At 41.3% G+C, this 26375-nt stretch carries 19 protein-coding genes and 2 tRNA genes; 9 read left to right on the plus strand and 12 right to left on the minus strand.

The annotated features are described in order from the left end of the window. Positions 1–157: 157 nt before the first annotated feature. Both H8S17_RS12280 and H8S17_RS12285 read left to right on the plus strand, forming a co-directional pair. Positions 158–230, plus strand: a tRNA-Phe gene (locus H8S17_RS12280). Positions 231–242: 12 nt separating this feature from the next. Beyond that, a tRNA-Gly gene (locus H8S17_RS12285) sits at positions 243–313 on the plus strand. 433 nt (positions 314–746) lie between these two features. Here H8S17_RS12285 and H8S17_RS12290 read toward each other — a convergent pair. The 4 genes from H8S17_RS12290 to cysK are packed head-to-tail and all read right to left on the minus strand — an operon-like array spanning position 747 to position 4267. Continuing rightward, complete coding sequence (locus H8S17_RS12290) at positions 747–1160, minus strand: Mov34/MPN/PAD-1 family protein (protein WP_186867530.1); 414 nt, start codon at positions 1158–1160, stop codon at positions 747–749. Positions 1161–1174: 14 nt separating this feature from the next. Further along, positions 1175–1957 (minus strand): HesA/MoeB/ThiF family protein, encoded by a 783-nt coding sequence (locus H8S17_RS12295; protein ID WP_186867531.1) that lies wholly within the window; start codon positions 1955–1957, stop codon positions 1175–1177. Positions 1958–1983: 26 nt separating this feature from the next. Further along, positions 1984–3291, minus strand: a complete 1308-nt coding sequence (locus H8S17_RS12300) for an O-acetylhomoserine aminocarboxypropyltransferase/cysteine synthase family protein (RefSeq protein WP_186867532.1) — start codon at positions 3289–3291, stop codon at positions 1984–1986. Between the two features lie 40 nt (positions 3292–3331). Continuing rightward, positions 3332–4267, minus strand: coding sequence for a cysteine synthase A (cysK, locus tag H8S17_RS12305; RefSeq protein WP_186867533.1), 936 nt, complete (start codon positions 4265–4267; stop codon positions 3332–3334). Positions 4268–4479: 212 nt separating this feature from the next. Between cysK and H8S17_RS12310 the strand changes: the two genes are divergently transcribed. After that, positions 4480–4743, plus strand: a complete 264-nt coding sequence (locus H8S17_RS12310) for a type II toxin-antitoxin system RelB/DinJ family antitoxin (protein ID WP_186867534.1) — start codon at positions 4480–4482, stop codon at positions 4741–4743. An 85-nt stretch (positions 4744–4828) separates the two neighbouring features. On the opposite strand, the gene H8S17_RS12315 is transcribed toward H8S17_RS12310, so the two are convergent. Then, positions 4829–5263: an RrF2 family transcriptional regulator gene (locus tag H8S17_RS12315; protein WP_178050814.1), complete on the minus strand. Its 435-nt coding sequence runs from the start codon at positions 5261–5263 to the stop codon at positions 4829–4831. Positions 5264–5605: 342 nt separating this feature from the next. Between H8S17_RS12315 and glpK the strand changes: the two genes are divergently transcribed. Next, positions 5606–7102: a glycerol kinase GlpK gene (glpK, locus tag H8S17_RS12320; protein WP_186867535.1), complete on the plus strand. Its 1497-nt coding sequence runs from the start codon at positions 5606–5608 to the stop codon at positions 7100–7102. Between the two features lie 75 nt (positions 7103–7177). Here glpK and H8S17_RS12325 read toward each other — a convergent pair whose 3' ends face one another. Continuing rightward, on the minus strand, positions 7178–8188 hold the full coding sequence (locus H8S17_RS12325; protein ID WP_186867536.1) for an Ig-like domain-containing protein: 1011 nt from the start codon (positions 8186–8188) through the stop codon (positions 7178–7180). Between the two features lie 238 nt (positions 8189–8426). Between H8S17_RS12325 and H8S17_RS12330 the strand changes: the two genes are divergently transcribed. Further along, complete coding sequence (locus H8S17_RS12330; RefSeq protein WP_186867537.1) at positions 8427–9914, plus strand: AAA family ATPase; 1488 nt, start codon at positions 8427–8429, stop codon at positions 9912–9914. A 727-nt stretch (positions 9915–10641) separates the two neighbouring features. Further along, entirely contained in the window at positions 10642–13167 is a 2526-nt protein-coding gene (locus tag H8S17_RS12335; RefSeq protein WP_186867538.1) for a leucine-rich repeat domain-containing protein, read from the plus strand. A 127-nt stretch (positions 13168–13294) separates the two neighbouring features. On the opposite strand, the gene H8S17_RS12340 is transcribed toward H8S17_RS12335, so the two are convergent. The 5 genes from H8S17_RS12340 to H8S17_RS12360 form a co-directional block, all read right to left on the minus strand. Then, positions 13295–13687 carry a thioesterase family protein gene (locus H8S17_RS12340; protein WP_186867539.1) on the minus strand — a complete coding sequence of 131 codons (393 nt, stop codon included), beginning with the start codon at positions 13685–13687 and terminating at the stop codon, positions 13295–13297. A 21-nt stretch (positions 13688–13708) separates the two neighbouring features. After that, a complete protein-coding gene (locus tag H8S17_RS12345; RefSeq protein ID WP_178051062.1) occupies positions 13709–14194 on the minus strand; it encodes an NUDIX domain-containing protein in 486 nt (161 codons plus the stop codon). Positions 14195–14280: 86 nt separating this feature from the next. Beyond that, the gene (locus H8S17_RS12350) at positions 14281–14760 is read right to left on the minus strand and encodes an S-ribosylhomocysteine lyase (protein WP_186867540.1); all 480 of its coding nucleotides are present in this window, start codon (positions 14758–14760) and stop codon (positions 14281–14283) included. Then, positions 14757–15452 carry a 5'-methylthioadenosine/adenosylhomocysteine nucleosidase gene (locus tag H8S17_RS12355; protein WP_178051064.1) on the minus strand — a complete coding sequence of 232 codons (696 nt, stop codon included), beginning with the start codon at positions 15450–15452 and terminating at the stop codon, positions 14757–14759. The genes H8S17_RS12350 and H8S17_RS12355 overlap by 4 nt, the downstream gene beginning before the upstream one ends. 21 nt (positions 15453–15473) lie before the next feature. Continuing rightward, on the minus strand, positions 15474–16112 hold the full coding sequence (locus tag H8S17_RS12360; protein WP_186867541.1) for a hypothetical protein: 639 nt from the start codon (positions 16110–16112) through the stop codon (positions 15474–15476). A 198-nt stretch (positions 16113–16310) separates the two neighbouring features. Between H8S17_RS12360 and H8S17_RS12365 the strand changes: the two genes are divergently transcribed. From H8S17_RS12365 to H8S17_RS12375, 3 genes are all read left to right on the plus strand, one after another. Further along, positions 16311–17069: a response regulator gene (locus H8S17_RS12365; RefSeq protein WP_178050834.1), complete on the plus strand. Its 759-nt coding sequence runs from the start codon at positions 16311–16313 to the stop codon at positions 17067–17069. Positions 17070–17081: 12 nt separating this feature from the next. Next, positions 17082–19961, plus strand: coding sequence for an ATP-binding protein (locus H8S17_RS12370; RefSeq protein ID WP_186867542.1), 2880 nt, complete (start codon positions 17082–17084; stop codon positions 19959–19961). A gap of 69 nt (positions 19962–20030) precedes the next feature. Beyond that, on the plus strand, positions 20031–21101 hold the full coding sequence (locus H8S17_RS12375; protein WP_186867543.1) for a transglutaminase domain-containing protein: 1071 nt from the start codon (positions 20031–20033) through the stop codon (positions 21099–21101). 88 nt (positions 21102–21189) lie between these two features. On the opposite strand, the gene H8S17_RS12380 is transcribed toward H8S17_RS12375, so the two are convergent. Next, positions 21190–26169 (minus strand): family 43 glycosylhydrolase, encoded by a 4980-nt coding sequence (locus H8S17_RS12380; protein ID WP_186867544.1) that lies wholly within the window; start codon positions 26167–26169, stop codon positions 21190–21192. Between the last annotated feature and the right edge of the window lie 206 nt (positions 26170–26375).

A 26375-nucleotide genomic window follows, 5' to 3' on the forward strand; every position in this document is an offset into this window, starting at 1 on the left:
TTTACAATTCTACACACTTCTATATTATATACTCCCCATAAAAATGTCAAAAAATGTTTCCCAAAATATCCCCCTAAAAATTTTTTTAAAAAATTGCAGAAATTTTCTTGACAATTCAAACATCTTCGTGTATCATTAGTTTTGCTGTGAGGGATATGCCCAGTTAGCTCAGTTGGTAGAGCAGAGGACTGAAAATCCTCGTGTCTCTGGTTCGATTCCGGAACTGGGCACTAATATCACATGCGGGTGTAGTTCAATGGTAGAACACTAGCCTTCCAAGCTAGATACGTGGGTTCGATTCCCATCACCCGCTCTACTGAAAAGAGATTGATGAAATCATCAATCTCTTTTTTGCTGTATAGGAAATTCCGTTGGAATTTCCTATACAGATGTGAGTGTCAAACGGTGGCTCACAACTTAGCGACTGGCAGATTACACAAAGCCGAGCCTGTTTTTGTGACTTTGGGAGAAAATTAGTAAATCTTAGTCTGCCTGTTAATATACAGTGTTTTGCTGCCATGGACGGCAGCAAAAGTCTTAATGCCCCATGGACGGGGCATTTAAGACGTACACGTCAACTTTGTCGCAACCTAATTCAGGCAGACTTAGATTTTCTTATTTTCGTACAACGGAACAAAATAGACTCGGATTTGTGCAATCTGCCAATTATAAAACTTGAAGCCACCGTTTGACACCCGCATCATATAATAAAAACGCCGGACAACTTTCCGACGTTTTATTTTTACTTATTCATATTGTATCGATACTTTTGATACCCGCTTACGGTCTATGATCCGATATGCTTTAACCACCGGTTCTTTTTCCATAAATGAACAGATCAGATAAATGATACCGCTATCGTAAGCAAGCCTTTTATCTTCCTCTGACGGTTCCGCTTTCGTGTCCGGGTGCGAATGTACATTTGCAAGTAACATATATCCGTTTTCCCGGATCTCTTTCATAACTGCAAACTGTTCCCTTGCATCCATGGAAAAATGTGTACTGCTTTCATCTACATTATGCATTCCATAAAATTTTTTTACAGCAATGGCATTATCTTGCCGTACACCGGCTAAAAGTCCGCAGGCTTCATTGGGAAGTCCCTCTAAAAGCCACGAAAGCATCTCTTTTTTCTGCTGTTTTGGTATCTGAATGGTCATAAGATACTTCTTCCTTACTTATCTGATTTTACAAAATTATGTATCGTCTTATGTTTTCCGCATACAGGACATTTACTGGTGTCTTTTGGCAATGTGACTGTCCGAAATTCCATCTTTAGTGCATCATAAGATAAAAGCCTTCCTGTTAAAAGCTGTCCACAGCCTACCAGATACTTGATCGCTTCTACTGCCTGCAGTGTCCCGATCGTACCTGCGACTGCTCCAAGCACACCTGCCTGTTTGCCATTGGGAACTGCACCCTCCGGAGGCGGATCTTTAAACATACAGCGGTAACATGCGCCCTGCCCCGGAACATATGTCATGATCTGTCCTGCAAGGCGGAGGATACCGCCATGACAGAATGGTTTTTCCGCTAAAACACAAGCATCGTTTATTAAAAATTTTGCTTCAAAATTATCTGTAGCATCAATTACAAAATCATAATCCGCAATGATATCCTGTATATTTGATTCATCTACAAAGAAAGGATAGGTGTTCACCTTTACATCGGGATTGATCTCCTGTATGGTTTCCTTTGCAGACTCCGTTTTTTCCTTCCCAACATCTTTTGTCTGATGGATAATCTGACGTTGTAAATTTGAAAAATCTACCGTATCTGCATCTGCAAGTCCAAGCGTTCCTACTCCGGCTGCTGCAAGATACATTGCCACCGGAGATCCTAATCCTCCTGTACCTATGATCAACACACTGCTGTTTAATAATTTTTCCTGCCCTGCTTCGCCAATATCTTTTAATACCAGATGTCTGGCATAGCGTGCCTTCTGTTCTTCTGTCATTCCTTATCCTTTCGTGATGACGAGGTTTACTCTACTGCCTTAAATGCTTCTTCTAAATCCTGAATGATATCATCGATATGCTCTGTACCGATGGACAGACGGATCGTATTCGGTTTGATTCCCTGCTCTAACAATTCTTCCTCATTCAACTGGGAATGTGTTGTAGATGCCGGATGGATAACTAAAGATTTTACATCGGCAACATTTGCAAGCAGTGAGAAGATTTCCAGATTGTCGATAAAATCTTTTGCTTTTCTATCATCTCCCTTGATCTCAAATGTAAAGATGGAACCACCGCCATTCGGGAAATATTTCTTATATAATTCCTGCTGTATTGGATCTGTGGAAACAGACGGATGATGTACAGCTTCTACCTGTGGATGTTTATTTAAATATTCTACAACTTTTAATGCATTTTCTACATGACGCTCTACACGAAGTGACAGTGTTTCAAGTCCCTGCAGGAAGATAAATGAATGGAATGGAGAGATTGTTGCTCCTGTATCTCTTAATAAAATTGCACGGATCTTTGTCACAAATGCTGCCGGTCCTACTGCTTTTGTAAAGCTGATGCCATGATAGCTTGGGTTTGGTTCTGTTAAAGATGCAAATTTTCCACTTGCCTCCCAGTCAAACTTACCACTATCCACGATCACACCACCGATCGTTGTTCCATGTCCACCGATAAATTTTGTAGCAGAATGTACAACGATATCTGCACCGTACTCGATCGGACGAACCAGATATGGTGTTGCAAATGTATTATCTACAACCAATGGGATCTTATGGGCATGAGCGATCTTTGCTACCGCTTCAATATCTACCACATCTGAATTTGGATTTCCCAATGTTTCGATATAAAGTGCTTTTGTATTGTCCTGAATTGCTTTTTCAAATGCTTCTGCAACAGGCTCTACGAATGTTGTTGTAATGCCGTATGCCGGTAATGTATGCTCTAAGAGATTATAGGTTCCGCCATAGATATTTTTGGCAGCTACGATATGATCTCCGTTCTGTGCTAAATTCTCGATCGTATATGTAATTGCTGCTGCACCGGATGCTACTGCAAGTGCTGCCACACCACCCTCTAATGCTGCAATCCTCTGCTCAAATACATCTTCTGTCGGGTTGGTCAGTCTGCCATAGATATTTCCGGCATCTGCAAGCCCAAAACGTGCTGCTGCGTGGTCTGAATTATGGAATACATAGGAAGATGTCTGATAGATCGGTACTGCTCTTGCATCAGTGACTGGATCTGGTGTTTCCTGTCCTACATGTAACTGTAATGTTTCAAATTTTAAATTTCTGTTTTCTCTGCTGATCTTATTGCCCATCTTTGTAATCCTCCTGTATCTCTAAAAGTTACCTGTATATTTATGCCTCTGTAAATAATGGTGTGGAATAATAACGGTCACCACTGTCCGGAAGTAATGCTACGATTGTCTTTCCTTTATATTCCGGTCTTTTTGCTAACTCGATTGCTGCATAAGCTGCTGCACCGGAAGAAATTCCTACTAAAATTCCTTCTTTATGTGCGATCTCTTTTGCTGTTTCAAATGCAGCTTCATTTTCTACCGGAAAGATCTCATCATAAATCTTTGTATTTAATACATCCGGTACAAATCCTGCACCGATTCCCTGAATCTTATGTGCTCCGCTCTTGCCCTGTGATAATACCGGTGATGTTGCCGGCTCAACTGCAATGGCTTTTACTTCCGGTTTCTGTGATTTTAAATATTCACCGGTTCCTGTTAATGTTCCGCCTGTACCAACACCTGCTACAAATACATCAACTTCACCATCGGTATCTTTCCAGATTTCCGGTCCTGTAGTTTCTCTATGTGCTTTTGGATTTGCCGGATTTACAAACTGTCCTGGAATAAAGCTGTTAGGGATCTCTTTTGCAAGTTCTTCTGCTTTTGCGATCGCACCTTTCATTCCTTTTGCCCCTTCTGTCAGAACGATCTCTGCTCCATAAGCTTTTAAAATATTTCTTCTCTCTACGCTCATTGTTTCCGGCATGGTTAAGATAGTGCGGTATCCTTTGACTGCTGCGATTGCTGCAAGACCGATTCCTGTATTACCGGATGTCGGCTCGATGATCACAGAACCTTCTTTTAATAAGCCTTTTTCTTCTGCATCTTCTACAATGCTCTTTGCAATTCTGTCTTTGACACTTCCTGCCGGATTGAAGTACTCTAATTTGAATAATAATCGTGCTTCTAAGCCGTGTGCTTTTTCAATATTGGTTGCTTCTAATAATGGTGTTCCTCCGATCAGTTCCAATGCACCCTTATAAATATTTGCCATGATTTCATTCTCCTTTTCTTTGTGATTATTTTTTATTTTCCTATATTTCCTAGTTCGTTTGTATGATTTAAGGGTAATATATACCAATCGTATGAGAATGTCAAGTGCTTTTTTACTGTTTTTATCAGAGTATTGATAGTTACTATTCAGACGCAAGCCTGACACTGCGCTGTCAAGCTATGCGCCATAGTGTTAATTATTGTGTGATTACCATGGCTAAATCGACAACAAGCAATATCAGTATCCGCATGAACAGCGATCTCAAAGCAGCTGCCGAAGCTCTTTATGAAGAACTTAGCATGAATCTTGGTACAGCCTTCACTATCTTTGTCCGCCAATCTCTTCGAGAGAGAGGTATCCCTTTTAAAATCACAGAAAAAACTCCTAATAATGAAACTGTCTCTGCTATGCTTGAGGCAGAAAGGATTGCAAAAAAAAGAGCATATCCCACACAAATGCACCTCACATTTATATAGAACATACTCCCTCATACAAGCCTGCATATGATATTATCATACTCACATCATACAGATAATGACCATCTATCTGCATCCATGGCTATCAGATCACATAATCATCCCCTAATTCCATCTGCCACGTCATAAGATCCGCTAATGTATACTTATCTAACACACTCCGCATTGCTTCATCTAATTCTTTCCAGATACGAAGCGTCACACACTGACCCTGCCGTTCACATCCCGATTCTTCGTCCTCTAAACATGCAACCGGCACCATATTACCTTCGACCTGACGTAAGATCATTCCGACTGTATACTCTTTGGGACTCTTTACCAGACGGTAGCCTCCCTGCGGTCCACGGATACTTTTCACATATCCTGCACGTACCAACTGGGAAATGATCTGCTCTAAATATTTCACAGATATCGACTGTCTTTCTGCTACATCTTTTAATCTGACGGGTTCTACTGCGTCATTCATCGCAATGTCTAACATAAGCCGGAGTGCATAACGTCCTTTTGTAGAAATCTTCATTATCTTACACCTCCGCAATTTTTCTCATTATATTGTTTATTGTAGCCCTTTTTCCCTAGTATGTCAATAGGAATTAAGTGAAATATAGTTACTGTTCAGACAGCACCTAAACACCTTGCTGTTTAGGTGCGTATGACCGTGATTCGGGCGTGAGCAGCCCCCCCTTTTGCGCAGCAAAATTTAAATGGGGCTGCGAAGTTGCAATTCGCAGGGATACCTGTGAACTGTAACGAAATATATAGTCAGACATCTTTATACAATATCTCATACTATGCATTTTTAGACAAATAGTATAAAATAAAGCTACAGACACAAGCATCAATCTTACACGGGGGATTTACTATGGCAAAATACATCATGGCATTAGATGCCGGAACAACGAGCAACCGCTGTATTCTTTTTAATGAAAAAGGTGAAATGTGCAGCGTTGCCCAAAAAGAATTTACACAATTTTTTCCAAAACCCGGCTGGGTGGAACATGACGCAGATGAGATCTGGTCAACACAGTTAGAAGTTGCCCATTCTGCAATGGCAAACATCGGTGCTACCGCAGCAGATATTCAGGCGATCGGTATTACGAACCAGCGTGAAACCGCGATCTTATGGGATAAAAATACCGGAGTTCCCATTTATCATGCGATCGTCTGGCAGTGCCGCAGAACTTCTGACTACTGCGATACATTAAAAGAAAAAGGTCTGACAGAAACATTCCGTAAGAAAACAGGACTTGTGATCGATGCCTATTTTTCTGCTACAAAGATCAAATGGATCTTAGATCATGTAGAAGGTGCAAGGGAAAAAGCCGAAAATGGCGACCTTCTTTTTGGAACGGTGGAAACATGGCTGATCTGGAAACTGACACAAGGACAGGTGCATGTGACAGATTATTCTAACGCATCAAGAACCATGTTATTTAATATCAATACCTTAGAATGGGATGATGAGATTTTAACAGAACTGAATATTCCTAAATCGATACTGCCAACGCCAAAACCATCCAGCTGTATCTACGGCGAGGCAAACCCGACTTTTTTCGGTGCCCCAATCCCGATTGCCGGTGCTGCCGGCGACCAGCAGGCTGCCCTGTTCGGACAAACCTGTTTTTCTGCCGGTGAAGCCAAAAATACCTATGGCACAGGCTGTTTTTTACTGATGAACACAGGGGATACTCCTGTCTTTTCCAAAAATGGATTGATCACTACGATCGCATGGGGACTTGACGGAAAAGTCACCTATGCACTCGAAGGTTCGATCTTTGTTGCCGGTGCTGCGATCCAGTGGCTGAGGGACGAATTGAAATTGATCGATTCTTCTCCCGATTCTGAATATATGGCAAGAAAAGTCAAGGACACGAATGGCTGTTATGTCGTGCCTGCTTTTACCGGTCTTGGTGCTCCATACTGGGATCAGTATGCAAGAGGAAGTATTGTAGGGCTTACGCGTGGTGTCAATAAATACCATATCATACGTGCCACATTAGAATCCCTTGCATTTCAGGTAAATGACGTATTATCTGCCATGAAAGCAGATTCAGGTATCGGGCTTTCTTCCTTAAAAGTCGATGGCGGTGCAAGTGCAAATAACCTTTTGATGCAGATGCAGTCCGATATCATCTTAGCACCCGTCAACCGTCCGGTGTGCGTGGAAACGACTGCAATGGGAGCTGCTTACCTTGCCGGTCTTGCCGTTGGCTACTGGAAGAATAAGGAAGATGTCTTAAAAAACCAGGCGATTGACCGTACATTTACACCCGAGATCACACCGGAAGAAAGTGCTTCTAAAATCAAACTGTGGAAAAAAGCGGTTACTTATGCATTTAACTGGGCGAAAGAAGATTAAAAGACGCTGGTCTGCCGTTGTTCTTACCTGATCTTATATGTGATTACATGATATTGTTTTTCTAAACGGATGCGGTTACTGTTCTGTTACAGTAATTGTCATCCGTTCTTTTACCCCGTCTTCTTTTGCATAGATATATGCCCGTCCTTTTGTGCGTGCATGTACGAGCCCATTTTCATCGACTGTGGCAACATTTGTATTTGAGCTGGAAAATTCGGGCTTATTATTAGAAGATACCTTGACAACCGCCTGATAGTCCCAACCTGCAAAAAGTTCCTTCTTTTCTTCTGCAAATTCGATCTTCGGCTGTTTTACAATCACTTCACAGCTTTTGCTGCACCCGTCTACAGTTACAGTGATCGTGGCTGTTCCATGCTTGATTGCTGTTACAATTCCATTTTCATCGACTGTGGCAACGCTTTTTTTATTACTTTTCCATGTGGATGTACTTTTCGATGATGATGTGACAGAAAGTTTTACCTTCCGTTTCCGATAGAGAGAAATATGGCTTTTGTTTAATTTGACAGATGGTTTTTTGACGGTTACTTTACAGGTAACTGAGGTTTTATCGGCTGTTGCCGTAATCTCAGTAGTTCCCGGTTTCTTTGCCGTCACAAGCCCTTTTTCACTGACCGATGCAATGCTTGATTTTCCTGACCGGAATGTGACTGTATGACCATTCGATGTGGATGCCTTTAACCTTATGGATTCCCCATTTTCCAACGAAATACTTGTCATGTTTAAGTAGATAACTGTTTTTTTGACTTTGACTTTACAGCTTGCTTCTCCATTTTTAATCTTTGCTGTGATCACAGCTGTTCCGGCTTTTTTTGCTTTGATCCTTCCATAGGTATTGACCGATGCAACGGCTGAATTATCCGAAGAAAATACCGGTTTCTTTCCTGTGGATGTGGCTGCTAACAGATAAAATTCATCACCGATCTTTAATGTCTTCTGATAGGTGTTTAAAACGACAAATTCATAATCGGATGCTGCATAGACATTTGTGGATAGATACGTGGAAATGATCCATATGAATACTATAGATATTACAACTGCTGTTTTTAAGATTTTTTTCTGTGACATAGAATTCCCCCATTTCAAATGGTAAGAATGTCACGACTGACCAGCTTTTGTTACGCTTCCAAAGAAACTGTAACATCTTTACTCTAACATGCCTGCATATATTTGTAAACTGCAACTTTTTTCTTGTGGCAAAATATGTTATGATACAAGGGTTAAAAGGTCAGAAACCATTCCTGCTTACAGGATAAAAGTTCTGACTTGTTTGAATGTATATATTATCCAACAAAAGGAGTCTATTATGCCAGTATTTGATTTTAATAACAGCACCGACAACAAAAATCCGGCGGAATGTACCTATACGATTTTCCGTTCTAACGAATCCGAACCTTCTGCCGAAAAACCGATCCTTGTATTAAATAACCATATCCGCAAATGGAAACACCATTCCTGCGGTATCTTTACGAATCCCGTAAAACGGACAACCTTTGAATTTCAGGAGGACGACGGAACCGTCAGTGCCGATATCCTTACGATCGATGCACGTTTTGTAAACCTGCTCCGCTGGCTTGGTGAAAATCATATTCCGGTACGTTTATCCGGTGAAAATACAGAAAACGGATATGCCGTTTATAAAATCCGCGAAACAGCATTCGGCGGCGGAAGTAAACTCTCTGCCGAAGATGGTTTTTTACAGTTTATGATCGAGCGTCTGCTTGCCGGAAATGCTCCTGCGGAAGAACTGCTTGATGAAGATGATGAAGAAGAAACCGGTGACAGCATGAAGCTTACGAGCCTGCAGAGTATCACTGATTTTATGACCTGTGCTGGAAGAACCCTGCCGGATAATATCCGCCTGTGGGCAAGAAGAAACTTAGCCGTTGCCCGCTCCCATGAAGTCACCCCGGAAGAAAGACGACATGCACAGCGTGCCCTTTCGATCATGATGAATATTCAATGGAAAAGCAATTACTTTGAATCGATCGATCCCGTCGAAGCCAGACGTATCTTAGACGAAGAACTCTATGGTATGGAACGGGTAAAGCAGCGTATCATTGAAACGATCATACAGATCAACCGTACACATACCCTTCCTGCTTATGGACTGTTACTCGTCGGTCCGGCCGGAACCGGAAAATCCCAGATTGCCTATGCTGTTGCACGTATCTTAAAACTGCCATGGACAACCTTGGATATGAGTTCCATCAATGATGCTGAACAGCTTACCGGAAGTTCCCGTATCTATTCGAATGCAAAGCCGGGAATCATTATGGAGGCATTCTCCATGGCTGGGGAATCGAATCTTGTCTTTATCATCAACGAACTTGATAAAGCGGCTGCCGGTAAAGGTAATGGCAATCCTGCTGATGTTCTTTTAACACTGCTTGATAACCTTGGTTTTACAGATAACTATATCGAATGTATGATACCGACTGTCGGTGTCTATCCGATCGCAACTGCCAATGATAAAGCACAGATCAGTGCACCTTTGATGTCACGGTTTGCTGTGATTGAAATTCCTGACTATACCGCAGAGGAAAAGAAGATCATCTTCTCGAAATTCTCTCTCCCTAAAGTCTTAAAACGCATGGGACTGCGTGAAGAAGAATGTATTGTGACAGATGATGCTCTTGATGCGATCATTGAAACCTGTGCAGATACGACTGGCATCCGGGATATTGAACAGGCAGCAGAACACATGGCTGCAAACGCTCTCTACCAGATTGAAGTTGACCATGCCATCAATGTAACTTTTGATGCGGCTGCTGTAAGAAAACTTTTTGAATAATATAAAAGTGTGGAAAGCCTTGTTTTCTTTATATTTTTTAGAAAAAACACATAAAAGAAAAACAGAAGAAAGCTTGACTTGTCTGCAGGTGAAATATATACTAAAAACAGATTTATCTAAAAAGTGGGTGTGTGGATTATGAGAAATGGGATAGGGGATAATTTTAACAGACAGACAGACGTAGTATGTCTTAATGTTAGTATTATACATAAGCATAGAAAGCAGTACAGATATCAGCTTTGCTGATATCTGTACTGCTTTTTTGCTTTATTAGGATTCGGGTGCCAAAAGGTGGCTTCAAATTTTTTGACTGGCAGATTGCACAAAGCCGAGTCTATTTTGTTCCGTTGTACGAAAATAAGAAAATCTAAGTCTGCCTGAATTAGATTGTGACAAAGTGACGTGTACGTCTTAAACGCCCCATCCATGGGGCATTAAGACTTTTACTGCCGTCCATGGCAGCAAAACACTATACATGAACAGGCAGACTAAGATTTGCTAATTTTCTCCCAAAGTCACAAAACAGCCTCGGCTTTGTGCAATCTGCCAGCCACTAAGTTATGAGTCACCTTTTGACACCCGAATCTTTATTAGGAAACTTCTCGTTTCCCATAAAGTAAAAAACGCTCTGCGAGGATGCGCATCTTGCGGAGAAGAAGTTAGCTGTAAACATGATAAAAGCTAAAATACTTTCAGTATCATATAAAAAGAAATCAGGAGGGAACAAATGAACAAGAGACACGTACAAAAAATGTTGACAATGGTATTGACTGCAGCAATGATCTGCAGTTCAGTACCGGTAGCTGCGGAGACCGTTTCGGAGAATGAAACAGCCGTGACTGTAGACACAGCAGCAGAACAGGAAACGGCAAAAAAGCCGGAGCCGGAAGCAGATCAGGCAAACCCGGAAACAAATTCGGTGCCGAATACAAATCAGGGAAAAACAGAAGATACAGCGGTTGAGAATGGAAAAGAAGGATATCTGTCCTATCGCATTTATCAGAAATCGGATGAAACAAAATATGTGGAAATAACAGCATGTGATAGTTATGCAAAGGGAGCTTTAGAAATACCCATGACAATTAAGGATATTGCAATAACAAGCATAGGGGGTTCTGCATTTTCTGGCTGTATCGGGTTAACCAGCATAGAGATCCCGTCGAGTGTAACGAGCATAGAGATCGAAGCGTTTAGTAGCTGTAGCGGGTTGACCAGCATAGAGATCCCGTCGAGTGTAACGAGCATAGGGGGCGGTGTATTTTATGGCTGTAGCGGGTTAACAAGCATAGCGATCCCGTCGAGTGTAACGAGCATAAGCGAGTCTGCGTTTTTTGGCTGTAGCGGGTTAACAAGTATGGAGATTCCGGCGGGAGTAACGAGCATAGAGAGAAGTGCATTTAGTGGCTGTAGCGGGTTAACAAGCATAGCGATCCCGTCGAGTGTAACGAGCATAAGCGAGTCTGCGTTTTTTGGCTGTATCGGGTTAACAAGTATGGAGATTCCGGCGGGAGTAACGAGCATAGAGAGAAGTGCATTTAGTGGCTGTAGCGGGTTAACAAGCATAGCGATCCCGTCGAGTGTAACGAGCATAAGCGAGTCTGCGTTTTTTGGCTGTATCGGGTTAACAAGTATGGAGATTCCGGCGGGAGTAACGAGCATAGAGAGAAGTGCATTTAGTGGCTGTAGCGGGTTAACAAGCATAGCGATCCCGTCGAGTGTAACGAGCATAAGCGAGTCTGCGTTTTTTGGCTGTAGCGGGTTAACAAGCATAGCGATCCCGTCGAGTGTAACGAGCATAAGCGAGTTTGCGTTTTTTGGCTGTAGCGGGTTAACCAGCATAGCGATCCCGTCGAGTGCAACGAGCATAAGCGATTATGCGTTTTATGGCTGTAGCGGGTTAACAAGCATAGCGATCCCGTCGAGTGTAACGAGCATAAGCAAGTCTGCGTTTTTTGGCTGTAGCGGGTTAACAAGCATAGCGATCCCGTCGAGTGTAACGAGCATAGGGGATGAGGCATTTGAGAACTGTAGCGGGTTAACAAGCATAGCGATCCCGTCGAGTGTAACGAGCATAGGGGGTTTTGCATTTTATGAATGTAGCGGGTTAACCAGCATAGAAATCCCGTCGAGTGTAACGAGCATAGGGGATGAGGCATTTGGGCGCTGTAGCGGGTTAACAAGCATAGTTGTAGAAGCAGGCAATACAGTGTATGACAGCAGAGATAACTGTAATGCCATTATAGAAAAAGCGACAAATACTCTTATACAGGCCTGCAATAACACAAAAATCCCGTCGAGTGTAACGAACATAAGGGATTTTTCTGGCTGCAGCGGGTTAACCAGCATAGAGATCCCAGCGAGTGTAACGAGCATAGGGGATTATGCATTTTATAAATGTAGCGGGTTAACGAGCATAGTGATCCCGTCGAGTGTGACGAGCATAGGGAAAAGTGCATTTAGGGACTGTATCGGATTAAAAGATGTATATTATACAGGCACACAGGAACAGTGGAATGCAATAAACTTTGGTAATGGCGGTGATGCATCAGATGTTTTCGTGGTTTATGATGAAGACCTGGATGAAAATATCCCAATTTCTTTTACCTTGCACTGTAACTATTCACGACCGGAATCAAGCCAGCAGCCAAGTGAAAAACCATCTGCAGCACCGTCAGCAGCACCAAGCCCTGCACCATCAGCAGTGCCTTCCAAGACGCCGGAAGCAGATGTACCTGCATCTGGAACAACTCTGAAAGAGAAAACAGGCAGGGAATTTAAGGTGACAGAATCAGATGGTTCTGAAAGTAAGCCATCAGTAACGCTTACAAAGCTGTCTGCCAAGGAGAAAAAGGCAAAGAAGGTTACAATTCCCAAAACCGTTACAATTAACAATGTGAAGTATCGGGTGACAGGCATTGCGGCAAAAGCATTTAAGAACAGTAAGAATCTGCAGACAGTTGTAATTCCTGACACGGTTACAGAGATTGGAACCGGCAGTTTTGAAGGCTGCAAAAACTTAAAGAGCGTAACGATTGGAAAAAATGTAACCTCTATCGGAAAGAATGCCTTTAAGAATTGCAAGAACCTCAAGAAGATTACCGTGAAGAGTACAAAATTAAAGAAAGTCGGAAAAGGTGCTCTCACAGGCATCAACAGAAAATGCGTTATTAAAGTACCGAAGAAACAGCTGAAGTCTTACAAGAGTCTGTTCAAGGGAAAGGGGCAGAAGAAATCTGTGAAGATTAAAAAATAGACGATAGAAGAATCCGAAAGAAATTGCGAAAAAACCGTCTGTTACCCAGATCATCCGATATATGGGTAACAGGCGGTGATTCTATTTGAACTATACTGCTTGAACTATACTGCTGTATCAATACCTTTTAAGCCTTGGCTCCCTTTGCATCTGCTTTTTTCTGGAACTTATCAGCCTGTACGATAAAACGTTCATGAACTCCCTGGGAAATCTTTCCGGCTTCATCTTCTACCTCTACAGAAAATACCAGTTTTCTGCCATCGACCTCTGTCAGGATTGTATTACAGAATACTTTCATTCCTACCGGTGTTGCAGATAAATGCGCAACATTCAGATTTGTACCGACTGTTACCATGCCTTCTTCTAATTCATCTGCTACACTTGTCCATGCGGTTTCCTCGATCAGTTCGATCAGTGCCGGTGTTGCAAATACATTTAATGTGCCGCTTTTACGGACTTTTGCTGTCTTATCCTCCGTCACTGTCAGTTCCTTGTGTCCTTTGATCCCTGCTTCTAACATTGTCATTTCCTCCTGATATGATTACAATAATTCTTTGATCTCCTGATAGATCTGTTTATCTAGATCAGTAAAAGCAGCAAGCATCAGCTCTAATTCCTGCTGTGTTACAAACATTGCCTGTGTGATCTCAGATTCCTGTAAGCTTAGATCTTTTAATGTCACTTCTGCTTCTACTAAATATACTTCCATAAACAAATGATACGGCTCATAGAAAACCGTTTTCAAAAACTTTATCTGCTCCTTATAAGGACAGATACCGGTTTCTTCTTCTAATTCCCGATATAATGTTGCCTCTCCGTCCTCACCTGCGGAAGAACCACCGCCCGGAAATTCCCATTTACCGCCATTTTTCTTATCCGGATGTCTTCTGGTGACCAGAATATAACCATCACAGATGACAACGGCTGCTGATGCCTGTATATAGTCATTTTCCCTGATGGCTTCACCACGCACCATCTGTCTGCCTGTCCGCTTATGTCTGCTGTCGTATATATCGCTATATTCCATACAGTTTCCTCCGTTTCGTTTGCATATGCTCTTAGACTCCTCCATTTAGAAGATCCTAAGCATACATTTGAAAGACTATGTGTACATTATTCCGGGTAATGTAAACGATCCTCTGTCATATTGCACAACACTTCTTCGTAATATTTTTTTGCAAGATAATTTGCCATCGGCAGATTCATGTCTAAATAATTTCCGCAGTCCCTTGCTGCTGCACCCGGAACTTCGCCCTTAAAATCCCGCATGAATACAAACATCTCTTTTAACAGATCAATGATATCTTTTGATTCGTAATCACCTGCTAATAAAAGGTAAAAGCCTGTCCGGCATCCCATCGGTCCGAAATAGACTACACGGTCTGAAAATTCTTTGTGATTTCTAAGGAATGTCGCACCGAGATGCTCGATCGTATGTACTTCTGCCGTATTCATGACCGGTTCATAATTCGGGCGTGTCATACGGATATCAAATGTGGTCACTGTTTCTGCACCGATATGATCTTTTCTCGATACATAGACTCCCGGTAAAAGTGTTAAGTGGTTTACTGTAAAACTTGCTATTTTTTTCATGCTAATCTACCTGCCATTTCTGTGATCAGACGAACGGAATGTTCTATCGCTTTTGCTTCAAATGTCGGATAATCCATATGTGCGCTGTCATCTGCCTTATCGGAGATTGCACGCACGATGAGGAATGGGATCTGGTTTAAATACGCAACGTGTGCGATCGCTGCCCCTTCCATTTCTGTACAGCATCCGTCAAAATGCTCTACAAGCCATGTTTTCTTTTCTTTGCTGGATACAAACTGATCTCCTGTGACAACTCTGCCTTCATGTACGGAAATATCAGGATTAACTTTTTCACAGCCTTCTTTTGCGATCTTTCTAAGTTTTTCATCTGCAGTAAAAGAAAAGACTTCCATACCCGGAATCTGTCCTAAACCATAGCCAAAGGATACAGCATCCATATCATGCTCTAAGGCATCTGTTGCAAGGACAATATCTCCGATATCAATACTTGCCTGCAGGGAACCTGCGATTCCGGTATTGATCACACAGCTTACCGGAAAATGGTCGATAAGTGCCTGTGTACAACATGCTGCGTTGACTTTTCCCACACCTGCACGTACAACAACTGCCTCTGTACCATTTAATTTTCCTTTGCAAAATTCCATGGAGGCTGCCTTTGTGATCTCAACTTCTGTCATCATCTCTTTTAATTTTGCAACTTCCTGATCCATTGCTCCAATAATTCCTAACATTGTAACTATTTACGTCCTTTCTTATTTTTCTACTTTTACCAGTGTTAAAACCGGTTCTTCCTGTGTATTTTTTAATACTAGAGAATCCTCTGACCTTTCATATATATAATCTGTACTGCCAGCATGGTCTGATAATGTCATATCTTTACCATCTGCATAATAATGCTGTTTCACCTGCATCGTTACCTGACCATCTTCTTTGAAAATATACTGATAACTGTCATCTGCCCTGCCAATCTGGTAACTTCCATTAAAACAGGCTCCTGATAAGAGTCCATCTGTCCCCTTTAACGGAAATAAGAGCATCGGACTCTCATCAAGTTCATAATCATCGGTTGTCAGTGTCAGCGACAGATACCTCCCCTCGTCTTCTATGCGGTATTCGGTATAACTGTAATCTTCCGGCAGTTCCCGGCTGATATCATCAAAACAGATACGAAGCACCGGCTCTCCCTGACTGTTTTCGGTCAGATCATAGATGCCTTTTTGTCTGACAACTAACGTACTGTCCTTTGAAAAGACAAACCGGATATTATCTGATCCCTGCAAGGAATAAATTTCATCAATAACTGCTTTTGTATTCGGATATGCATCATGTCCACAGCCACATAATATGGTTACTGCTGCTGCCATGCAGAAAAAACGGATTGCCTTATTCATCAGATTCACCTCGCATCTACTTAAAAACGGATTTGTTTCATTATATCATAACTTTTGCTTTTTTCAATTCATATATTCTTGTAAAAGGGTATCGTGCATGATAAAATAAGAACTAAGGTACTATTTTGATATGAATTTTAAAAAGTCCCGGGAGTTACATTTAACAAGCAGTATGTTTATGAAAAAGAGGAATATTTTATGGATACAAGCCGACCAAAAGTATTAGTTGTGGACGATGATGCCCAGCAGCTTGAAATTATGAAATTATATCTAAGCCCGATTGCAGATGTAATAACCGCATTAGGCGGTCAGCGTGCTTTAGAATATGTACAGTGTCACTCGATCGATGTGATCCTTTTAGATATCAATATGCCTGCGATGAACGGTTTTAAGACATTAGAGCGTTTCCGCAATCAAAAGGAATGCATCAATGTACCTGTTGTTTTTGTCACCGGACAGCGTGACCGTTATACGGTTATGAATTCCATTTTCATGGGTGGTGACGGTTATCTGATCAAACCGGTACAAAAAGATGATCTGCAAAAGAAAGTATTAGAATTATATCGGAGCAGAAAAACTTCTTCTGCCCGCAAGACCATCCTTGCCATTGATGATGATATGGCATATCTGAAACTGATCGACAGTTATCTGAAAGATATGTATAACGTCGTGATCATCAACTCCACCAAACTTGCATTCAGCTACCTGATGAAAAATACGCCTGATCTTGTTCTTCTTGATTATCAGATGCCTCTTTATAATGGTGCAAGTTTTCTGAATATATTAAACCGTAAAAAGGAAGAAGAAGACCATGCGATTCCGGTCATCATCCTATCCGGCACCTTAGATAAGGAAACTCTAAAGAACTGTTATGCCGCTAATCCGGATGCGATCTTAGCAAAACCGATCAGCAAAGAAGATCTGTTAGATAATATTGCACAAGTATTAAATCCATAGGAGGTATGCTGCATGAAATATGTTCTATCAATCGGGCTGATCAGCTGCGGTGTGTTGTCAGTTTATTTTTCCAAGCACTTTCTGCTTTCTAAAGAAAAACATTATTTAGAGAATCATCTGTTTGCACTTGCCTGTATCTCAAGTGCCATCTGGAGCTTTGGATTTGGCGGACTGATGTTACAGACAGATACGCAGACAGCTTACCTCTGGCGTGCATTTGGCATGATCGGCACATTCGGTTATCTGATTTCTGCCCAGCTCATCTTATGTTATCTGTCAGAGATGCCACGTATTCTCCAGCATATATTTAACGGTTTCTCATTGACCGGAGTGATCTTATATTTTTTTATCGTACAGAAAAAGCAGACCGTTTACTATCTTGGCCGTTATGGTATGACTTACCATTTCACTGCGGGTTTCTGGAACACTGCATACACTGTCTATACAGTCATCATCGCCCTTACCCTGCAGTTTACAGTCCTCTATATTTTCCGTACGGCAAAAACAAAACGTACTTTAGTTTTCTGCAGGAAATTCATGCTCGCAGAATTTATCATATTTTTTGGTAATATTTTTGACACGATCTGCCCGCTTCTTGGCATTTCTGCAATTCCCGGCAGTACGATCACACAGTTCATCGGATTACTCGTGATCTACCATGCGGCACTTTCCATGGAACGTGCACAGATCAATATTTCAAATATGTCCGAATTCATATACTACTCTCTTGGAATGCCGGTATTAGTCTATGACTCTGATAAGAAGCTGCGTATTTTAAATGATGAAGCCTATACTTTCTTCAATATTACACGTAATCAGCCGGATATTGAAAATTTCAGCCTGCCGAAACTGTTTGATGTGGATGATACCGTATTTTCTTTTGATGGAAAGCAGAAGGATATCGATGCATCCTGCCAGAGAAACTGGCTTTACTGCAATCTCTCTATCAATAAGATCGTGGATACCTATGGTGATTCCATTGGTCATATCGTCCTTGTCACAGACCTCTCAGAACGTGTGAAAAATATGCAGGATCTTGAAGAAGCGATCATTGAGGCTCAGTGTGCAAATCAGGCTAAGAGTACCTTCCTTGCAAATATGTCACATGAGATCCGTACCCCGATGAATGCGATCATCGGTTTTTCGGAACTGGTCTTAAAAATGGATATTTCCCAGGAAGTCCGGGAATATGTACAGGATATTAAATGGTCTTCTCACAACCTCTTAGCGATCATCAATGATATCCTTGATATTTCTAAGATTGAATCCGGTAAGATGGAATTAGTCTGTGATAAATATTATATGGGTTCCCTGCTGGGAGATGTATCCATCATCATTTCCAACCAGGCTAAGAAAAAAGGACTCTCCTTTTCCATGAATATAGCTGAAAATATACCAAATATGCTCTATGGTGATAAGATCAGAATCCGTGGAGTACTTATCAATGTATTAAATAATGCTGTGAAATATACCAAAGAAGGAAGTGTCACATTTGATGCTTCTGTCAGGCATCGTACCGGTGATATCATCACTTTGGAATTTAAAGTATCTGACACCGGTATCGGTATCAAAGAAGAAGATCAGGCTTCTTTATTTAAGAGTTTTGAACAGTTAGACCAGAAATTCCATTATGGTGTCGAAGGTTCCGGTTTAGGTCTTGCGATTGCAAAAGGATATACAACTCTGATGAATGGTGAGATCACCGTAGAAAGTACCTATGGCAAAGGCTCTGTATTTACCATCACGATCGAGCAGAAAGTACTTGATGACGCTCCGGTTGACCGTAACTTTTCACACGAAGATGATCCGGCTGCAAACAACGACATGGGTAATATGAAGATTGCAGGCATCCGTGTACTAGTCGTGGACGATAATCAGGTCAACCTGAAAGTTGCCAACAGCAGTTTAAGCTACTATGGATTAGAAGTCGATACCGCTGCCGATGGACCTTCTGCGATCAAACTCTGCAAAACCAGACAATATCCGATCATATTCTTAGATCATATGATGCCGGATATGGATGGTGTAGAAACCATGAAGCAGATCCGCCAGTTAAGCCCATATTACCATTATGGTGGAGAAAGCAAGATTATCGTCTTAACAGCTAATGCGGTCAATGGTGTCCGCAAGAGCCTGATGAGTGAAGGCTTTGATGAATACCTCGGCAAACCTATGAATTTCAAACAGTTAGAACGGCTCTTTACCCGTTTCCTGCCTGCTGACTGTATCACATATGAGAATGAAAACGACACTCCTACAGATAACGTCCTTGCTCCGGAAGATACCGCTTTCTTAAAAGATACCTTGACAGATGTAGATACTTCCATTGGTATTGCAAACTGCGGCGGCCAGTTAGAAGATTATCTGAATGTCTTAGAAATTGCTTATAATTACGGTGAAAAGCAGCTCAATGAACTCTATCAGCTTCATGAGCAGAAAGATTACAAAAATTACACGATCAAAGTACATTCGATGAAAAGTATGTCAAGAAATCTCGGTGCTGTTGCAATCTCTGATATGGCAAAAGCGCAGGAGGAGGCTGGCAATAAAAATGATCCGGCTTATATCGATGAACATATGCAAAGCCTCTTAGATGCCTACAGGAGTCTCTTAAGAAATATCGAATCCGTCCTGCGCCATTATGGATATTTAACGGTTTCTGAAAATACTGACATGGAACTTCTGCCCGAAGATACCATACAACTGATCTTTTTAAAGATCCATCAATATATTGACGCATTTGATTTCACTAAGATTTTTGATCTCTTAGAAGAAGTCAAAAAATATGAGCTTCCTGAGACATACCAGAAAGTATTTGAACAGTTAAACACACTGATGGATGAACTTTCTATTGATGAGATCAATGAGCTTCTTGCAAAATACCAGAAATGACCGGATGTATTTCTAGCAAGTTCTTCTGCATACTAATAACAAAATATTGTATGAAAAGGAGAGAGGTTTATGAACAAAAATTCCAGATCATTTGTCAGTTTCTTATGCTGTATGTTCCTGTTTTTTGCCATCCTTGCAGTTCCTTCACAGGTATCCGCAAAGACCGGATTGAGCAAAACGGAACTTACATTATCCGTTGGGCAGACAAAGACACTTCGTCTGAATGGCACATCCGGTAAAACCACGTACCGTTCCAGCAAAAAGAGCGTAGCCACAGTCACTTCTAAGGGAAAGATCACCGCAAAGGGCAAAGGTTCTGCTGTTATTACTGCGAAAAACCACGGCATTACCTACACCTGTAAGGTCTGCGTATACAATGTTTCCTACTCCAACCAGCAGGTTGCCGCAAAAGCAAAAAAAGTCATTCTGCAAACGATCAAAGGTGGTATGTCTGATGCCAAAAAGATCAAGACGATCCATGATTATATCATCTCAAACTGTGCCTATGACTATAACAGTTATTTGAAAAATCAGATTCCTGGCACCTCTTTTTCTCCTGCGGGTGTCCTGTTAAAGAAAAAAGCTGTTTGTCAGGGCTATGCAGAAACCACAAAATTATTTATGGATTCTCTTGGAATTCCCTGTAAGATGGTTGTCGGCACCGGCAATGGCGGCGGTCATGCATGGAACTTAGTACAGGTAGGGAAAAAATGGTATCACTTAGATGTCACATGGGATGATCCTGTACCGGATGTCAAAGGCAGACTCCGTTATGAATATTTTCTGGTCAAAGACAGTGTAATGGCAGAAGATCATAACTGGAATAAGAATGCTTATCCAAAATGCAAAAGCAGTTCTAACAGCTTGATCTCACTGTTTGGAACCGTAACTAAAAATGTCAGTGATGCTTCTTCTGTACTTGCCAGCCAATACCAGAATGGCAATAAAAAGCTGACACTGATCCTTCCAACGAAAGCCTCTGGTGCAGATACGTTTTCTATGATGAGCTGTCTGAGTGATGCAGCCGAACTCCTCGGTATGGAATGTCACAGTTGTTCCTATTCTTATTACATTTATGGCAGTTACTATATTTACAATATTACAACAACATTTACCCCGGCAAGTTCTTACGAATCCTGATTTTTTATATATGAAAAAGCTGCACACGATACTGAATAGTTTCAGTCGTGTGCAGCTTTCTTATGATAGGATTACTGTACAAATAGGATTATTTTACAGTTACCTTTACTTTTTTCGAGATACCATTCTGTGCATATACATAGATATAACAGGTACCTTTTTTCTTACCTTTGATCACACCCTTGTTTGTTACTGTTGCAATCTTTGTATTGCCTGACTCAAATGCGATCTTACGGTATTTTGCAAAATTCTTGCCGGATTTCTTCACCGTTACCTTTAAGGTTGTTTTCTTACCTTTCTTTAAGCTGACTTTTGATTTTGCCTTTAATGATGTTACATTTCCAGCCTTACCACCCTTAGTAGCAGCATAAACCGTCTTAGATGTTGCAAGGATCTGTACCTTTCCATCGACCATCTTATATGCCTGTACGATGTATTTGTAAGCAGTTCCTTTCTTTAACTTCGCATGTGTATAAGAGGTTGTGGAATTATTCTCAATGATAGAGAGTACTTGTACTGCGTATTTCTTCTTGCCTGCATTTGCAAGATTTCCGAATACAACATAACCATCTGCATCTTTGACCTTTGTCCACCGTACTTTATTACTGTTCTTTGCAGACTTCGATACCTTTGCAGATAATGCAGCATATGTGGAGTTTTTCGATTCTTCTGCCTTTCCGCCTGGAAGTCCCGAATTGTTCTTAATAATGCTTTCTGCTGTAGGTGCTGTTGCAACAACTGTATCTGGCACTGCCGGCTGTACAATAGTGCTATTGTTATTGTCACCGGATGGTGTCTGGTTCTTGCTGTTTACTAATTTCTGATATTCTGCTTCTGCTGCTGTCAGGACAGATGCATTTGTTACCAGCGCTTTCTGCTCTGCTGTCAGTGCATTGTATGCTGCTCTTGCTGCATCGATCTTTGCTTTGGATTCTGTACTTAAAGAAACGATTCCGATTGTCTGGATCTTATCCATAACAGCTTTTGCTGCATTTGCATTGACCGTTGCGGTTTCTTCATCAGATGCTCTGACACCGACACCTTCCATCGTCGGTGTAACCGGATTCATAAGTCCTGTTTCTTCATCAAATGTAACTTCATCGATACAGGTTTCACGATGATAACCTAAACCGCTGGTATAAATGCCAAGTGGTGTATAGAAACGGTGATATGCAATATAGCATTTATCTGTATCCGGCATATAAAGCAAGGACTGATGAGCTGTTCCTAAGATACCGTTATCTGTATCTTTTGCTAATAATGTATATTTGTATGTTACATTTCCATCTAATTTTTCTGCAATACCATAGTTTACATGGTAGTTTGGACTTCCTGTATCATCACAGGACCATGTGAAGTGGTAAAGTCCGTTACGTTTCATAACCACTACAGATTCCCTGAAATCCTTCATGCCGGTAATCTTCTTTAACGTACCTGCTTTAATGGTCATCATATCATCTTCAAGTTCTGCGAATGCACAGCCGCTTCCGCCATTTCCAAAGAACAGATAAGAAGTTCCATCATCATCTGTAAAGATAGAAGGATCGATCACCTGACCGCTGAATCCGATACCTGCATTGTTTACCATGCTCGGATATACGATCGGTGTTTCTTTTGCTGTAAATGGTCCCTCCGGATTGTCTGCTACAGCTACACCGATGGCTTTTCCACTGCCGCAGGTTCCTGTGTAAGAACTATTCACATTTCCACAATAATAGAAATAATATTTTCCGTCTTTTTCTTCAATCGTCGGTGCCCATGCACTTCCGTCTGACCATGCAGATGCTGCAATATCTACTCCGTTTGCATTTGTTCCCGGATCTTTATCCTTCGTATCTAAGATCACACCTTCATCTACCCAGTCAATCATATCATCGGATGACCATGCGTGGAATACTTCACCTGACCAGCCTGCATAACCGTCTGTTGTAGGATAGATCCAGTATTTTCCTTCAAAATAATCGATGTCAGGATCTGCATACTGTCCCGGAAGGACTGCATTGCCTGCAAGCTTTGGTGTCTTAATGGTATAAGTTTCTGTTCTGTCTGCTAATGCAATATTTACCACTGCATCTTTTGTCAGATCTACGGTACTTCCATTTACAAATGGCTGTCCGTTGATCGTTGCTGTCACATTCTTAGTCAGCAGATTCAGTGTTACCGGAATCGCTGCTCTGTTTGCTGATTTTTTCACCCAGGAAGTAATCTCTTTTGTATCTGTATCAATCTTAGATGAGATTGCTGTGTGGTCGTCTGTTCCCATCGTAGTAGCCGGATCTTTTGGTGTTGTACCGATCACAGCACCTTTTAATAATGCTACTTTATCAATGACATTATCTAAAATCTCTGTTTCATCTAATGCACGGTTGTATACTTTAAAGTTGTCAAAAGATCCTTTGAAATATGCATCCCCTGAATACATGGATTTACCAAGGTAAGCTAATAAGTTTTCTCCTAAAGAAGCTGTTGTGATCTGTGTATTTGTATTTTCAGATACCAGACTTCCATCTATATAAAGCTTTAAGGTCGTTCCGTCTACAACGATCACCACATTCTGCCATGTACCGGTTGCTGCGCCGCTGCCCTTTACTTCCTGTTCTGAACTATAACTTGTTGTTGTGATCGCATCACGGATCTCTGTGCCACGTACTCTTAAGAAATTATAATACGTACTGTTCTGTCCATAGGTAAATGTAAAGAAATTACCGCTGTCTTTCTCAGATTTTACATCCATAGAAATGGTCATGGTATTTCTCTTATCGAAAAATCCCTGTGGGATCTCTGCATAAGTTCCATCTGTACCATCTAACTGTAAGACATTGCTCTTAACCGTTTCATCATAGACAACTTTGGCATTGCCAAATAATGTTCCATTCCATACAGTTGTATTTCCTTTTCCGGTATCTGTAATTGTCTTGGCAGTTTTTTCACCTTCAAAGTTGTATTCTAAAACAGGATCAGATGCTTCTTTTTCATCAAGTCCTTCGCTTTCTCTTGCTTTATATGCTTCTAATACTGCTGCTTCTTCTGCCTTTGAAAGACGTACAACCGTACCATGGCGGAATTTGCCATCTACAAATTCTGCAGTGGCTTCAGTGAATTTACCGGAAGAAAGATCATCTGTGACAAAGGCTTTATATCCGCTGTGATCCCCCATTGCACACCATTTTCCATCTGGAAGCTGATATACGGTAAATCCTTCCCGGCTATCAAAACCGGCTGCTGTACTTCCACTTCTCTTGACTAAACGTTTCCAGGAACCGGATGGTTTACTTTCCTCTTCACTGGTTCTGACATCTAATACGTCATCCGTATCTATGGTATCACTGACATCAATAACGGTATTCCAGTCAGATGTAGAGAAACGATAGAATTTACCATTATCTTTGACGATTGTGGTATCAATGATATTTACTTCTGTTCCGCTATCCTGATCTTCACTTAACCAGACTTTTGGTTCTGAGAAAGTGTTAAAATCTCTGGTATGGCATACATAAACACGAAGTGCATTTTCTTCTGTATCCTGCTTGGAATAATCTCTTGCAGACCAGTAAACAACATAATCACCTGTCGTATCATCATAGATTGCTTCTGGTGCCCATACACAGCCTGCAGTATCAAATCCTGCATAAACCAGACGTGGTTCACTCCAGTTGACTAAATCTGTAGATTCCCATACGACAAGATTTTTACTTGCACTCAGCTGATTCCAGCCGCTTCCACCGGCTCCACCGCCTTCTGCATGAAGGTCTGTTCCAAGGATCCAGTATTTATCTCCATCTACGGAACGGATCAGATGCGGATCACGTACACCAAGGTCGCTGCCCTTTGCATCATTTGTCAGAATAGATTTTGCAACTCCGTCTACTTTATTTAATTTTGACCATGTCAGACCGTCTTCACTATATCCTAAGAAGATCTTCTCATAACCGTCTTCTGTTCCGAAGTTTGTCCACAGATATCCTGCGGAATAATCTGTATCTAAGTTTGCTGTCTTTGGCTGTACAGTTACCGTAAACTCTTTTGTCTTTGGTTCAAAAGAGCCATAAGTGATCGTTGCTGTCAGCTTAACCATTACAGGATCTGATCCTGCTGCCGGTCTTGTTACGATCCCTCCATCGTACAGACCGCCATCTGCTGTATCTGTGACCACTGCTGTATTGCTTGATGTCCATTCGATCGTGGAACCATTTTTACCGGTACGGACAAGTGGCAGATTACCTCTGACATCATCGGTATCTACTAATGTAAGGGCATCATAAGCCTGCTCTAACTTCAGTTCTTCTGTACCGGATGTGATTGCTTCCTGTGCTGCTACAAATTCCTGATACTGTGCAGTGATCTCATCTTCAGTTAAGATTCCGTCATAAATCTTATAATTATCGATCAGACCTTTGTAATATTCACCTGTTTCCCAGTTTCCTTTTCCAACCTGAACGATACCGCCCTCTGTTCCAAGGATATCGCTTAATTTGTAATCGCTGTCGGACTCCTGCACTTTTGTACCGTTGATATAAAGTGCTGTTTTTGTTTCTGATATTAAAATATCTACATGCTGCCAGTCGCTTGTCACTGTTCCTTCCAAATTATTGCCCGGTCTTGCACCGGAGTTATTATAACGTTCTACTGTTACTTTTGTAGTTGTCTGTCCAACTCCAAAATAATGCTCTTTCAGATAGGTCTGCTTTGTTGCATCTGGTGCCGCAAAAAATGACCAGCTCTTTGATCCTTTATCTGCTTTTGCATCGTATGAGATCGTAATATTTTCCTTACCTGCTAATAGTGCGTCCCCATTTGCTGCTGTCAGATCCAGATAGGAATCTGTTCCGTCTAAATAAAGTGCGGAATCTGTTGTAGATAATTTCTCTAAACTATAACTTCCTTTTGCATTTGCTATTGCCTTGCCACCGGAAAAGACATTGTCTGTTGCTGCACTGTTAAAATTAAAATCTGCTAACAACTCTGCTGTCGTTTCGGCTGCACTAACGTTATTTACCGGTATTCCAGTAAATGCTACTGCACCGGCTAACATTCCTGCTAACCATCTGCTTATCCCTTTTTTCTTCATACCTTTTCTCCTTTTTTGAAAAATATTTTCTCTTTTATTATATATCGGTTTTTTTACTAGAAAATTGATTTTTTTACTTGTTTTTTTAACTTTTTTATCTTGTTTGTGGAGTGAGATATATTTGATGAAAATTGGATGGATTTTTGTTGTGTAATTCTACGGAAGGTAGTGAGCATGTGTCGCTCGAACTCTAGGGCAAACTGTCC

Origin of the sequence: Roseburia zhanii, from assembly GCF_014287635.1 — a bacterium.
GTDB classification, from domain to species: domain Bacteria; phylum Bacillota; class Clostridia; order Lachnospirales; family Lachnospiraceae; genus Roseburia_B; species Roseburia_B zhanii.

Coding starts and splice junctions, on each gene's coding strand:
- H8S17_RS12325 (WP_186867536.1), bottom strand. CDS start 8,188: ATGTCACAGAAAAAAATCTTAAAAACAGCAGTTGTAATATCTATAGTA.
- H8S17_RS12380 (WP_186867544.1), bottom strand. CDS start 26,169: ATGAAGAAAAAAGGGATAAGCAGATGGTTAGCAGGAATGTTAGCCGGT.
- H8S17_RS12310 (WP_186867534.1), top strand. CDS start 4,480: ATGGCTAAATCGACAACAAGCAATATCAGTATCCGCATGAACAGCGAT.
- H8S17_RS12335 (WP_186867538.1), top strand. CDS start 10,642: ATGAACAAGAGACACGTACAAAAAATGTTGACAATGGTATTGACTGCA.
- H8S17_RS12315 (WP_178050814.1), bottom strand. CDS start 5,263: ATGAAGATTTCTACAAAAGGACGTTATGCACTCCGGCTTATGTTAGAC.
- H8S17_RS12330 (WP_186867537.1), top strand. CDS start 8,427: ATGCCAGTATTTGATTTTAATAACAGCACCGACAACAAAAATCCGGCG.
- cysK (WP_186867533.1), bottom strand. CDS start 4,267: ATGGCAAATATTTATAAGGGTGCATTGGAACTGATCGGAGGAACACCA.
- glpK (WP_186867535.1), top strand. CDS start 5,606: ATGGCAAAATACATCATGGCATTAGATGCCGGAACAACGAGCAACCGC.
- H8S17_RS12290 (WP_186867530.1), bottom strand. CDS start 1,160: ATGACCATTCAGATACCAAAACAGCAGAAAAAAGAGATGCTTTCGTGG.
- H8S17_RS12355 (WP_178051064.1), bottom strand. CDS start 15,452: ATGTTAGGAATTATTGGAGCAATGGATCAGGAAGTTGCAAAATTAAAA.
- H8S17_RS12365 (WP_178050834.1), top strand. CDS start 16,311: ATGGATACAAGCCGACCAAAAGTATTAGTTGTGGACGATGATGCCCAG.
- H8S17_RS12375 (WP_186867543.1), top strand. CDS start 20,031: ATGAACAAAAATTCCAGATCATTTGTCAGTTTCTTATGCTGTATGTTC.
- H8S17_RS12345 (WP_178051062.1), bottom strand. CDS start 14,194: ATGGAATATAGCGATATATACGACAGCAGACATAAGCGGACAGGCAGA.
- H8S17_RS12300 (WP_186867532.1), bottom strand. CDS start 3,291: ATGGGCAATAAGATCAGCAGAGAAAACAGAAATTTAAAATTTGAAACA.
- H8S17_RS12350 (WP_186867540.1), bottom strand. CDS start 14,760: ATGAAAAAAATAGCAAGTTTTACAGTAAACCACTTAACACTTTTACCG.
- H8S17_RS12340 (WP_186867539.1), bottom strand. CDS start 13,687: ATGTTAGAAGCAGGGATCAAAGGACACAAGGAACTGACAGTGACGGAG.
- H8S17_RS12295 (WP_186867531.1), bottom strand. CDS start 1,957: ATGACAGAAGAACAGAAGGCACGCTATGCCAGACATCTGGTATTAAAA.
- H8S17_RS12370 (WP_186867542.1), top strand. CDS start 17,082: ATGAAATATGTTCTATCAATCGGGCTGATCAGCTGCGGTGTGTTGTCA.
- H8S17_RS12360 (WP_186867541.1), bottom strand. CDS start 16,112: ATGAATAAGGCAATCCGTTTTTTCTGCATGGCAGCAGCAGTAACCATA.